This is a genomic window from Acetomicrobium thermoterrenum DSM 13490 (genome assembly GCF_900107215.1).
GTDB lineage: Bacteria > Synergistota > Synergistia > Synergistales > Acetomicrobiaceae > Acetomicrobium > Acetomicrobium thermoterrenum.
Genome location: NZ_FNPD01000002.1, coordinates 18,604 through 31,461 on the forward strand (window position 1 = coordinate 18,604; position 12,858 = coordinate 31,461).

The window sequence follows — 12,858 nt, forward strand, 5'->3', positions numbered from 1 at the left end:
AAAAATGTGCGGAATCTTTGGCGTTATAGGACCGAAGGAACCTTCTATTTTAGAGGACGTGTATTTGGGACTTTATGCCCTACAGCATAGAGGTCAGGAATCGGCAGGTGTAGCCTGGTTCGACGAAGGCGGCGCCCTGCGCCTTCAAAAGGGAATGGGCCTGGTACACGCTGCGTTAAGCCAGGAACAACTTTCCAAGGAAAGAGGAAGTTGCGCAATTGGACACGTGCGCTACTCCACCGCCGGAGAGTCGTCGATCATAAACGCCCAACCCCTTCATGCAACCTACTCCAAGGGGCAGGTAGCCATAGCCCACAACGGCAACATCACTAACGCCGAAATGCTGAAGCGAGACCTGGAGTCGCGAGGCGCCATATTTCAGTCAACAACGGATACAGAAGTGATACTCCACCTAATGGCCCACGAACAGGACTTGCCTCCAATCGATGCCCTGATAAAGGCACTGAGCAAGTTGCGGGGAGCCTTCAGCATCGTCGCCCTCATAGAAGGACGACTCGTAGCCGCAAGGGACCCTTGGGGCTTCAGACCTCTCGTGATAGGAAAAAGGGACGGCGTTCACTACGTGGCCTCCGAAAGCTGTGCCCTGGACATCGTTAAGGCTACTCATGTGCGCGACGTCAACCCTGGAGAGATCGTAATAATCGAAAGGGGCGAAATAACGAGCCTTTCCATACCGGTTAAGCCGGCGAGGCGTTTCAGATGCTCCTTCGAATACGTCTATCTTGCCCGCCCTGACAGCGAAATTGACGGCAAATCGGTTTACGACGTGAGGTTAAAACTTGGCCAGAACCTGGCCGGGACGTGCCCTTCCCCCGACGGAGAGATGGTCTTAGGCATGCCCGATAGCGGTACCATCGGAGCTTTGGGCTACGCCGTGGCCTCAGACCTTCCCTTCGAGATGGCCATAGTAAGAAACAGATACGTGGGAAGGACCTTCATCCAGCCCACCCAACGCGTGAGGCAACTGGGCGTTCAGATCAAACTCAATCCTATCGACAAGCTCATTCGCGGCCGTAACATAGTGGTCGTGGACGATTCCATCGTCAGAGGCACCACTTCGCAGCTGGCAGTTCGCTTTCTTCGCGAGGCGGGAGCGCGCAAGATACATCTTCGCATAGCTTCTCCCCCTGTCAGGTTTCCCTGCCTTTACGGCATAGACACGCCAAGGTCGGCGGACCTCGCCGCCGCTGCCATGGATACAGGGGATTTGAGGGATTTTATAGGGGCCAACACGCTCTGCTTTCTCAAAGTGGAAGATTTGATAAACTCCATCGACCTTCCCGCAGAAGAACTTTGCACGGCCTGCTTCGACGGCAAGTATTTGGAGGAATAATAAAATGAAATGGACCTACGAAAAGGCGGGGGTTTCCTTAAAAGCAGCCGACGATTGGATCCGAATCGTGAAGGAGGCCGCTTTTATAGCAGAAAGCCGGGGGGTGGTCTCAGGCATAGGAGGTTTTAGCGGCCTATATGACTTGGGAGAAGGGCTTTGCCTGGCAGCATGCTGCGATGGCGTTGGCACGAAACTTGAGATAGCAAAAAGAGCAGGTCATTTCGACGGGCTAGGTCAAGACCTCGTAGCCATGAGCGTAAACGACCTGGTTACATGCGGCGCCAGACCTCTTTTTTTTCTGGACTACCTTGCCTGCGGAAAGTTGGATGGAAAGCGCTACTCTCCCGTGATCTACGGCATAGCCAAAGCCTGCAGGGACAGCGGTTGTGCACTCCTTGGGGGCGAGACGGCCGAGATGCCGGGCACCTATCCGCCCGATGGCTTTGATCTGGCGGGATTCGCCGTCGGAATCGTAAAAAAAGAAGAAGTCATTGCAGGAAGCGATATCCAAGGGGGCGACCTGCTCGTAGGGCTTGCCTCAAGCGGGCTTCACAGCAACGGCTTTAGCCTGGTACGAAAGGTCCTCCTCGACGATGGATTAAAGCTGGACCTGGACAGCAAACCCTTCGGTGAGGATCTGCCCCTTTTTAAGGTTTTACTTGAACCGACAAGGCTTTATCCCAAGATCGTGATAGAGGTCCTACGCAAAACAAAGGTCAAGGCCATGGCCCACATCACAGGCGGCGGCCTTAAAGACAACGTCCTTAGGGTGATCCCCGAAGGTCTATCTGTATCGATAGATTACGGCTCCTGGAAGAGGCCTAAAATTTACGATCTCATAGCCCAAGCCGGCGTCGAAGAGAAAGAGATGAGAAGGGTATTTAATCTCGGGGTAGGCTATGTCTTCATTGTAGAAAAGGGCGAGCTTCCCACCTTGAAAGAGGCCCTTGAGGAGCTTAACGAGCCTTCTTTCCTAATTGGCGAGGTGACAGGGCCGTGACGAAGATGGCCGTTCTTATATCCGGAAGAGGAACAAACATGGTCGCTTTGGCCCAGAGGTGTTTCAGCGGAGATTTAAAGGCCCGCATCTCATTCGTGGCAAGCGACAAAAAGGATGCCTTAGGGATAAAAAAGGCAAGGGAAATGGGCTTTGAGACGATTATTTTGCCTTACAATGAAGGAAGAGCAAGGGCCGAGGGGCATCTTAACGAAAATATATTGTCCCAATCCGTCGAATGGATCGTCCTGGCTGGCTTTATGAGGATTCTTTCTTCAGATTTCGTCAGTAAATACAGGGACAAAATCGTCAACATACACCCCTCTCTTTTGCCGGCCTTTCCCGGCACCAGTGCAATTAAGGATGCCTTTGAATACGGAGTAAAGGTGACGGGCGTCACCGTTCATCTCGTCGATGAACTGATGGATCACGGCCCAATATTAAGCCAAAGGGAGGTCCGCGTCGAAGACAGCGACACCCTCGAAAGCCTCGAGGGAAAAATCCATAAGGCAGAACACGACCTTTACTGGCGGACCTTAAGGGAACTTTTTTCAGGACGTTATAGGAAGAAAGGGAGGCGAATGATAATTGAAGGACCATATTAAGCGCGCATTGATATCCGTGTTCGATAAAAGAGGGATAGAAAAGCTGGCAAAGAGCTTGCACGAATTGGAATACGAAATAGTTTCCTCTTCGGGAACGGCACAATACCTGAAGGACCAGGGTATCCCCGTGAAGGAAATCGCCGATCTTTCGGGATATCCTCATATTTTGGGAGGAAGGGTCAAGACCCTTCATCCTTCCGTATTGGGCGGCATACTGGCCCGCAGGGATTTTCAAATGGACCTGGCCGACGTAGAAAAATGGGGAATTCCCCTAATAGACATTGTGGTCTGTAATTTATATCCCTTCGAGGAAGTGGCCAAGAAAAGGTCAGGGCTGGGAGATCTGATCGAAAACATAGATATAGGCGGAGTTACCCTCATCAGGGCTGCTGCCAAAAACTACCGCTACGTGACAATCGTCACCGATCCCGACGACTACGAAGGGATAACGGAGGAACTTAAAACCCTGGGCAACGTGACTATAGAGACTCGCCAAAGGCTCGCCTTGAAGGCCTTCGCAAGAACCGCCACCTACGATTCGATCATCCATTCCGTCTTAAAAGACGCGATAGCGGAAGAGGAGTCTTTCCCCAAGGCTTTCCCCATTGCCCTGACAAAGGCAATGGATATGAAATACGGCGAAAACCCGCATCAGACCGCTGCACTTTACGAAGACCCAATCAAGGAAACGCCCTTTAAACAGTTGGGAGGAGGCGCCCTTTCCTACAACAACATCCTCGATGCCGACGGCGCCGTAAAGGGCATAAAGCTTTTAAGCGACTCCATAGGGTGCGTAATCATCAAACACACAACACCCTGCGGGATGGCCATCGGAGAAAGTTTGATCTCCGCCTACCGAGGCGCCCTTGCCTCCGATCCCGTATCGGCTTACGGCGGCATAATAGGCTTCACCCGCGAAGTGGACGAAGAGGCAGCTCTTGAGATCTCAACGAAATTTTACGAGATAATAGTCGCCCCCTCCTTCGCCCCCAAGGCGCTAGAGGTGTTTCGACAAAAAAAGCCAAATTTGAGGTTGCTGGCCTTTGACGTAAGCAACATCGACGATTTTCGCATCGCCAAGACAGCCTTTGGTTTTTTAGCCCAGGAAGATACACTCCCACCCGAGCCCGATTTCGACGGCGGCGAATGGATAGGAGAGAAAAGACCGGACCTCAAGCTAGATGCCCTCGTGGCCTGGAAGGCGGCCGCACTTGCGAAAAGTAATGCGATAGCCCTTGCAAAGGATGGCGCCACTATCGCTATCGCTTCAGGTTTTACGAGCCGCGTGGACGCCGTAAAATGGGCAATCGAACATGCAGGAGAAAAAGTACGCGGTTCCGTCATGGCCTCCGACGGATTTTTCCCCTTCTCCGACAGCGTAGAAGCAGCTGCCAAGGCTGGAATTGCCCTAATCCTTCAACCGGGAGGCTCCAAGCGCGACGAGGAAGTAAAGAAGGCCTGCATCGAACGGGGCGTTCCAATGCTTTTGACGAAGGCAAGGACCTTCCGTCATTGAGGAAAGCATTGAGGAAAGCATTGAAGAAAGCGAGGGTTTCGCAATGAAGGCGCTAATTTTAGGTGGCGGAGGAAGGGAACACGCCCTCCTTTACTCCCTTAAAAAATCTAGGGTCATAACGGAAGCGATAGCCGCTCCCGGAAACGGCGGCATCTCGGAAATGTGTCCCCTTTTCCCGTCGAATATTCTGGACGCAAAAGAGGTAACGGATCTGGCAAGGAGTCAAAAGATCGACCTCGTCGTCATAGGTCCAGAAGCCCCCCTGGTAGCCGGAGTGGCCGACGCCTTAAGGCACCATGGCATCCTGGTCTACGGCCCTGGTAAAGAAGGAGCAAAACTTGAAGGCAGCAAGGCCTTCGCCAAAAATTTCATGAAAAGGCAAAACATACCAACTGCACCTTTCGACGTGTGCAGTGATCTTGATGAGGCAAAAAAGGCGCTCGTCAAACGGACTCCTCCCTACGTGATCAAGGCCGACGGACTGGCCGCCGGCAAAGGGGCCTTCGTCGTCAGCGAGATGAAGGAGGCAGAAAGGATCGTAAGTGAGCTTTTAGTCGAAAGAAGGCTTGGTGAAGCGGGCCAAATCATCGTGGTCGAAGACTTTCTAAAGGGCTACGAGCTGACGGCTATGGCGGTAACGGACGGGAAAAGCTACAGGATGCTGCCTTTAAGTCAAGACCACAAAAGAGCCTTCGACAACGACGAGGGGCCAAACACGGGCGGCATGGGCGCCTACTCTCCTCTGCCTCAGGTGAGCAAATCACTCATAAACAGGATAGAAAGGGAGATCATAGCCCCGACAGTTGAAGGCTTGAAGGCAGAAGGCAGGGACTTCATCGGAACCATCTACGCCGGGATCATGGTACACGATGGCGATCCCTACGTGCTTGAATACAACGTCCGCTTCGGAGACCCCGAAGCGCAGGTAGTCCTTTCCATATGCGACGTCGATTGGGGCGATCTTTTCACTGCCTGCTGCAGCGGCACCCTCGAGGAGTTCGGTGAGATAAAGGCCAAGACGACAGCCGTTGGGGTTGTCATGGCCTCGGGCGGATATCCGGGCAGTTACGAAAAGGGATACCCCATCGAGGGCCTGGAGAGGCTGAAGGATAGGGAAGATATTTTAGTCTTTCATTCGGGCACCAAAAAGGCCGAGGGAAAATTTTTCACCGACGGAGGAAGGGTCCTGACCGTCGTTGGCTTGGCCGACGACCTGAGACAGGCGAGAGAAAAGGCCTACCACGCCGTATCGTCCATAACTTTCAGGGACGCTCATTACCGCAGGGACATAGCATGGCAGGCCTTTGTTTAGTATTTATTAAAGCATGAATTCCTTAAGCAAAAATAGCACGGCAAGCACGTACATCGTCTTGCTGACTTCCCTGCTGCGTCCGGCAAGGAACTTTATCAGCGCATAGGAGATTATCCCCCAGGAGATGCCCTCCGCTATTGAGTAGGTAAAGGGCATTGCAAAGATGGTAATGCAGGCGGGAACGATCTCCGTTATGTCGTCGAAGTTCAAATTTTTTAGCGACTGCATCATGAAGACGCCGACCATGACCAATGCGGGCGCTGTCGCGACGGATGGTACTATCTTTGCTATAGGTGATATGAAGAGGGCGCACAAAAATAGTATCGCTACAACTAGGGCCGTAAGACCCGTGCGTCCTCCTTCCTCAACTCCTGCTGCGCTTTCCACGTAGGTCGTCGTGGTGCTCGTTCCAAGGCATGCACCCAAAGTCGTCGCCACGGCGTCGGCAAAGAGGGCACGACCGACCTTGGGAAGCTCTCCCTTTTCGTTCAGCATGCCGGCCCTTGTGGAAACTCCTATGAGCGTGCCTATGGTGTCGAACATGTCGACGAAGACGAAGGTTATAATCACGGGAAACATGGCAAAGGTCAAAGCAGATTTTAGGTCCAACTTAAAAAAGACGGGAGAAAGGCTCGGCGGAGCGGAAATGATTCCCTCCGGGGGAGTCGTGATGCCGAGGGGGATGCTAACGATGGTGATCAGCAAAATACCCCAAAGCAAGGACCCCTTGACCTTATAGGCATGAAGGACTGCCATGAAAAGAAGCCCCACCATAGCCAGAATAGGACCTGTAGACTTTATATTGCCCAGCGACACTAGCGTGGCGGGGTTATCGACAATGATGCCCGCCTGTATCAGGCCTATCAAGGCTATGAACATCCCGATGCCCGCTCCAACCGCTACCTTTAGCGTGTAGGGAACGGCATTGACGATGGCCTGTCTTACCTTACCTGCCGTCAATATTATAAATATGATTCCATTGATGAAAACGCAAGCGAGGGCGACTTCCCACCCAACCTGCATACCAAGCACTACCGAGAAGGCAAAAAAGGCGTTAAGCCCCATGCCCGGCGCCAGAGCGAAGGGATAATTAGCCAAAAAGGCCATCAAAAGCGTCCCTATCGCCGAGGCCAAACAGGTGGCCGTCATGACCGCTCCGAAATCCATACCGGTCTCGCTTAAGATAGCGGGGTTCACGAAGATGATATAGGCCATAGTCATAAAAGTAGTGATGCCGGCAATTATCTCGGTGCGTATGCTGCTTCCGCTCGCAGTTACGTTAAACCTCTTGTCCAACCACTCACCCATAATACGAACACCTCCTTTAATAACGACTGCCCGTAAAATTATATTGCGCTTCTCTTCCGTAAAGGGAGAATTTAAGTTTATATCAACTCTATCACTTTCTTATAATATTATCTATACCGTCCTTTATGCTTTGATACTGCCGAGATAACGCGTTGTACTCCTCTATTATCCTCTCGACTCTCACTTTCGCTTCCTCATCTTGGAAATTCTTCAACATCTCCATGATGCTGTACGACTCAAAGAAGGAGTTCCTATGGCTCGGACGCTCGCATCCAAATACCTCTTTGAGCATCTTGATGTCGTGAGGTATGTTGAAGACATCCTCGGTATCCTCGTACTTAAAAAAGTAATAGATCTTCGGAAATCCTGCCCAGGCTATGGCAGACAGGCACATCGAGCAGGGCTCGTGTGTCGAAAGAAAGATGCAGTCCTGCGGCTTTGGACGATCTTCAAGCTCAAAAAACTTCAATATCGTATATATCTCGCCGTGAAATATGGGGTTTTCTCCCTCGTGATTAGTGGCTGCAACCACGAGGGAAAGATCGTCTGCTTTAAGCACGGCGCCGCCAAAGACCTTATGGCCCAGGGGGACGCATTTTTTAGTCTGCGGCAGAATGTCGTACTCGATCACGTCAAGCAGCCTGTTGAACAACGCCTTATCGTCGCAGCTCATGATCTTGCCCCCTTTAAGAATCGCGATATCAATCTGCCCGTGACGCGCTTTCTGTAGTCCTTCGAAGTCCTGGGGGAGACTTCTTCGCTTGCAATAAGGCGGGCTTCGTCGATGACTTCCTCTGTTAGTTTCTTTCCCCTGAGATATTTTTCCGTCTCAGTCAAAAAGATCGGGACGGGCGACATGCTTCCCGCCGCTAAGCGGATGTCACCTACTGCCTCGCCGTCCAGCTCGATAAACCCGGCCACGGAAAGCCTTGAAATGGTCAAAGCAAGCCTGGAACCTCTTTTGTAGAAAAATTGGCGCGACTTCACCGAAGGAAGGGGTATTTTTACGCTTTTAAGCAACTCATCGGGCCTTAAAACAGTCTTTCTGTAGCCGCTGTAAAGCTCCGTCACGGGAATTTCGCGCACTCCCCTTTTGCTTTGAAGCACTGCTATTGCGCCAAGGACGAAAAGCAGGGGCGGACTGTCGGCAGCAGCTGATCCGTTGACGAGATTCCCTCCGATTGTGGCCCTATTTTGTATGGCCACGGCTCCAATTAAAGTCGAAAGATAAGCCAGGGCGGGAAAATGCTCTTTCACCAAATCCGAAGAGGCAACCTCGGAAAAGGTCGTGCCGCTTCCGATCTCCATGTAACCCTCTTCGAGCTTTATCCCCTTTAGCTCCTTCAAATTCCAGATGTCCATCACCCTCTCGGGCTCGGGCTTTCCCTTCATAAGGTCGGGGTAAAAATCGGTACAACCCGACAACAAGGTCACGTCCGGGTACCTTTCCAGAATTTCCAAGGCCTCCTCCAGATCGTCGGGCAAAAATACCCGGGAGGGCTCGCTTCCCTGAAGCTTTACCGATTCCTCGGACACATTATCCCTTCTGCCCTTTTCAGCAGCAATCTTTCTGCCGTAGCCTTCGGCCGCCGCTTTATCTACGGCGCGAAATATCCGTTCGTAACCTGTGCATCGACAGAGGTTTCCCGCCAGGGCCCATTTTATCTCCTCTCTGGTTGGATTGGGGTTTGTGCTTAAAAGAGCCCGTGCTGCCAAGACCATCCCCGGAATACAGAATCCGCACTGTACCGCCCCCTCCTCGACGAAGGCCTTCTGAAGCGCGTCTTCCTCGCCGTCCAATCCTTCTATAGTGAGCACATCCCCGCCCCGCACCTGCAGAGCTGGAACCAGGCAGGAGTTCACGAGTTTTCCGTTTAAAATCACCGAACAGGCTCCGCACTCTCCCTCTCCGCAGCCTTCTTTGGTGCCAACATACCCAAGCTGCTCCCTCAAGACGTCAAGCAGTCGGTCCAGGGGAGAAGCCTCGGCCGTAACTTCCTGTCCGTTTAAAGTAAACCGTAACTTCATGATCGTCTTTCATCCCCTTCTTGCTCAAGCGCGGTAAGCACCTCTCCCGTAACGGGAAGTCTGTTTGCAAAAAGCCCCGTGGCGTGCTCAATGGCAGCTACCACCGCAGGTCCTCCCCCGCTTAAAGGCATTTCACCCAATCCCTTTGCCCCAAAGGCTCCCCTGCTGCAGGGAATTTCCATAAGTTCCACGAAGAAGTCGGGGCAATCGACGCTGGTAGGGATGGCGTAGTTGGCAAGCCTGTTGTTCCTGTATCTGCCGCCTTCCATCTCTATGACCTCTAGGTAACCGTATCCTAATCCCTGGAGGCTTCCGCCTTCTACCTGACCAAGGGCGAGCAAGGGATTTATGGCAGTGCCGCCGTCAACGACAACGGTGTCTCGCAAGGGCCTCACTTCCCAGGTATCTGTATCTACTTCCACTTCTAAGACGCTTGCTCCCCAGGCGTAACCCTGGTATGCGTCCCCCTGACATTTCTCGTCGTCCCAGTTAAGCTCCGGGGGGTGGACGTAATCGCCTATGACCTCCAACGGTCCCCTTTCTTCCTCGATCCGTCGGGCTATTTCAAAAAAGTCAGCCAGGGGAGTACCGTTTTCAAAAAATGTTCCCCTTGCATAGGTTATGTCCCTAAGGGGGACGTCAAAATGTCTGGATACGTACTCCTTTATCTGCATAATTAGCTTTTCTGTCCCACGAAGCACGATCTTTCCCACGATCATAGTGGTGCGAGAGGCGACTGTCGGACCACTGTCAGGGGCCTTGGACGTATCGGGCTGGCAGTACTTCACCTTCTCAAAGGGAATTTGAAGGCCCTGAGCTGCTATTTGAGTGAGCACCGTCGCGGCACCTTGCCCCATCTCGACGTTGCTCACGTGAAGTTCGACTGACTCCCTCGCCAAAAAAAGCTTTATTTTTCCGTTGATCTTCTGCTCTCCCGCTCCAGTAAAGCCTCCTCCGTGAAGGAAAAGCGACACGCCGATGCCACGTTTTTTCGGGCCCTGATCTTTTGAATACTCGGCCCTCTTTCTTTCGTATTCCGAGATCGCCAAGGCACGCTCAAAGACTAGTCTTGCACCGTCGTCCTCGACCCTTTGACCGAAGGGAAAGGCATCTCCGCACTTTAACAGGTTTTTACGCCTCACTTCTACAGGACTTAAACCAAGCGTCCTTGCGATTTTATCCATCTGTCTTTCCATGGCAAATATGCTTTGAGGTGCGCCAAAGCCCCTGAAGGCACCATTTGGCGGGGTATTTGTGGCCACGGCCCTGGCAAGGATTCGTGCGTTTGGTATCTGGTAGCAGCCCGTAGCGTGAAGCAGCGACCTTTGAAGCACTACGATGCTCAAAGTCGTATAAGCTCCTCCGTCCAAGACCAAGTCTACATCCTGGGCGACTATCGTGCCGTCCTTTTTTACCCCCGTTCTGTGCCTTATCCTGGAAGGGTGTCTCTTGGTGGTGGAGACTATATCTTCGGCCCTGTCGTAGATGATCTTCACGGGCCTTTTGGCCTTCAAGGCCAGCACAGCTGCGTGTATCGCAAGAAGGGAGGGAAAATCCTCCTTTCCGCCAAAGCCTCCGCCCGTAACGGCCTGTTTTATGATGACCTTATCGGGTGGGAGGTTTAAAGCATGCGTCATGGCGCCATGTATATAGTAAGGACACTGAAGCGAACCTACTACCTCCACGCCTCCATCATCGCGGGGAAGGGCCACCATCCCCTGGGGTTCCAGGTAAAGTTGCTCCTGATGGCCCGTCCTGTAAGTTTCTTCAATGATGATATCTGCTTCTTTAAATGCCTCGTCGACGTCTCCTCTTTTTACCTCGAACTTGGCCAAGACGTTGTCATTGCCCCATATCACCTTTTTGCCCTCAAGGGCCTCCTCGATGGAAAGAACAGGCTCCAGTGGTTCGATTTCAACCTTTACGGCCTTTAGTGCAGCCTTGAGGAGTGCCTTTGTAGGAGCGGCAACGAGAGCTATAGGTTCCGATACGTAATTTACGATATCCTCTGCCAATACGGGCATGTCACGCCTTACCATGGCCACCTCATTCGGGCCCGGAAGGTCTTTTGCCGTCACAAAGACCACCTTCGACCAGTCAAAGGACGGATTCTGTCTGATACCAACGATCCTTCCGTGAGGTACGTCGCTTCTCACAGTGCCTCCGTACCAACAACCAGGGATTGGATAGTCATCTATGTACTCTGCCTTCCCCATAACCTTATCCCAGGCATCTACCCTAACGACGGGCTTTCCGATAACCTCCCTAAATTTTTTCTCCGTCGGCGTAACCTTTAATTTTTCAACCAAAGGGCAACATCTCCCCTCATCCAACCGGATTATTGGTTTTTATTATAAAACACGTAATTTATAAGCAAATTGCTCACAATGCCCACAGTGACGGCCAAAAATACGTTGTTCGTTAGGTAAAGTTTCACGAAGGGATGCAAAGTCTCAAGCCAGGCGCCCCTGTCCAAATTTAAATAGTAGGGCATCATGACGGAGATCCCAAGGGTAACTCCGGCTACGATCATGTTACCGAAGTTGTTTTTGACATCGGACATGACAGTGTTAATGCCAGAAAGCAGTATCAAACCCGCGCTTATTATAAAGGCTCCGCCTATGACCGACTTTGGGATCGCAGCCAGGATCGTGGTAAACTTGGGACACAGCCCGTAAAGAAGGAATATAAAAGCCGCTGTTTGCGTGACTACCCTGCTTGCGATCCCCGTCGAAGCTATGATACCGGCGTTCTGGCTTGCGCTGGTGACAGGAAGGCCTCCGAAAAGAGAACACAAAGCGCAGGAAAAGCCCTCGGCAGCTATTCCCCTGTTCATATGCTTTACTTTGTAAGGCTCGGCCGCTGCTGTACATACGGCAGCATAATCCCCTATGGACTCAAACATGGAGCATGCATATCCCGTTAACACCAATAAAATGGCGGAAATACTTATTATCAAAGGCGATGTCGCACCGTCGTAGCCCTTGAAGGGGAAAAGCTTTGGAAGGCTCACCCACCCTGCGCGGGCAACGCTTCCCCAATCGAAAATACCCAGAACCGTTCCGCCAATTATACCCACAATAAGAATTGAGATGAGCACAAAGCCCCTGGAGATCAGGCCCTTAAGTTTAAACCGCAAAAAGAGGGCAAAGAGAAAACTTATTATCCCAAGTGACAAATGAAGGGCATTCGGAATGGCAAATACCCAAGAAAGCGATATGCGAGTGATGACAAAACCGATGGTAGCTACTACCGATCCCACCACGACGGGAGGCATGAATTTCCTTAAAACCGTGAGTACTCTGGATGCTCCGAAAAGTCCCTCGATAATACCGCCAGTAAAGGCAGCTCCCCAGGCGGTGGTGAGCCCGTAGGGATAAGTTTTGGCTATGGAAGCCATGTTTATGAATATGGGAACGGAAGGAAGCTGCACCACTGGAAGCCTGTTTCCCAGGGTGGTCTGTATCATGGTCGCCACGAAAACGCCTATGAAGCAGTAGCTTATCATGGAAGGCGTAACGCTTTCCGGAAGCCCCGCCATGGCCACGAATGCCGTAGCCCAGATGAAGGGGCTGAAATCTACCAAGGTTAGCTGGAGGGCGTAATAGAGCGTTTCAAACACGGACTTCGGCTTCTCGTCTATCGTCAAAACAGGCTTCGTCAAAGCCTCCACTTCCTGCTTGAATACTGCCTGTTCGGGGTCATACGCCATTATTTTCACCATCCTTTTTAAAATCA

10 protein-coding genes are annotated in these 12,858 nt (G+C 51.9%); 5 read left to right on the top strand and 5 right to left on the bottom strand.

The features are described from left to right. Positions 1-4 precede the first annotated feature (4 nt). From purF to purD, 5 genes are read left to right on the top strand one after another with little or no spacing between them, the layout of a single operon-like run. Entirely contained in the window at positions 5-1,354 is a 1,350-nt protein-coding gene (gene purF, locus BLU12_RS01710; protein WP_091460116.1) for an amidophosphoribosyltransferase, read from the top strand. Positions 1,355-1,358: 4 nt separating this feature from the next. Further along, the gene (purM, locus tag BLU12_RS01715; protein ID WP_091460118.1) at positions 1,359-2,354 is read left to right on the top strand and encodes a phosphoribosylformylglycinamidine cyclo-ligase; all 996 of its coding nucleotides are present in this window, start codon (positions 1,359-1,361) and stop codon (positions 2,352-2,354) included. A gap of 5 nt (positions 2,355-2,359) precedes the next feature. Further along, positions 2,360-2,956: a phosphoribosylglycinamide formyltransferase gene (purN, locus tag BLU12_RS01720; RefSeq protein ID WP_327020373.1), complete on the top strand. Its 597-nt coding sequence runs from the start codon at positions 2,360-2,362 to the stop codon at positions 2,954-2,956. Then, complete coding sequence (purH, locus tag BLU12_RS01725) at positions 2,940-4,472, top strand: bifunctional phosphoribosylaminoimidazolecarboxamide formyltransferase/IMP cyclohydrolase (protein WP_091460121.1); 1,533 nt, start codon at positions 2,940-2,942, stop codon at positions 4,470-4,472. Before purN ends, purH begins: the two co-directional genes overlap by 17 nt. Before the next feature lie 43 nt (positions 4,473-4,515). Then, positions 4,516-5,784, top strand: a complete 1,269-nt coding sequence (purD, locus tag BLU12_RS01730; RefSeq protein WP_091460123.1) for a phosphoribosylamine--glycine ligase — start codon at positions 4,516-4,518, stop codon at positions 5,782-5,784. Positions 5,785-5,790: 6 nt separating this feature from the next. Here purD and BLU12_RS01735 read toward each other — a convergent pair whose 3' ends face one another. The 5 genes from BLU12_RS01735 to BLU12_RS01755 form a co-directional block, all read right to left on the bottom strand. Next, positions 5,791-7,092 carry an NCS2 family permease gene (locus tag BLU12_RS01735; protein WP_091460124.1) on the bottom strand — a complete coding sequence of 434 codons (1,302 nt, stop codon included), beginning with the start codon at positions 7,090-7,092 and terminating at the stop codon, positions 5,791-5,793. Between the two features lie 91 nt (positions 7,093-7,183). Then, positions 7,184-7,765, bottom strand: coding sequence for a deaminase (locus BLU12_RS01740; RefSeq protein WP_091460126.1), 582 nt, complete (start codon positions 7,763-7,765; stop codon positions 7,184-7,186). Next, positions 7,762-9,120, bottom strand: a complete 1,359-nt coding sequence (locus BLU12_RS01745) for an FAD binding domain-containing protein (protein ID WP_091460127.1) — start codon at positions 9,118-9,120, stop codon at positions 7,762-7,764. Before BLU12_RS01745 ends, BLU12_RS01740 begins: the two co-directional genes overlap by 4 nt. Then, positions 9,117-11,429 carry a xanthine dehydrogenase family protein molybdopterin-binding subunit gene (locus tag BLU12_RS01750; protein ID WP_091460129.1) on the bottom strand — a complete coding sequence of 771 codons (2,313 nt, stop codon included), beginning with the start codon at positions 11,427-11,429 and terminating at the stop codon, positions 9,117-9,119. The genes BLU12_RS01745 and BLU12_RS01750 overlap by 4 nt, the downstream gene beginning before the upstream one ends. Positions 11,430-11,458: 29 nt before the next feature. Then, complete coding sequence (locus BLU12_RS01755) at positions 11,459-12,832, bottom strand: uracil-xanthine permease family protein (RefSeq protein WP_234945369.1); 1,374 nt, start codon at positions 12,830-12,832, stop codon at positions 11,459-11,461. Positions 12,833-12,858: the final 26 nt, after the last annotated feature.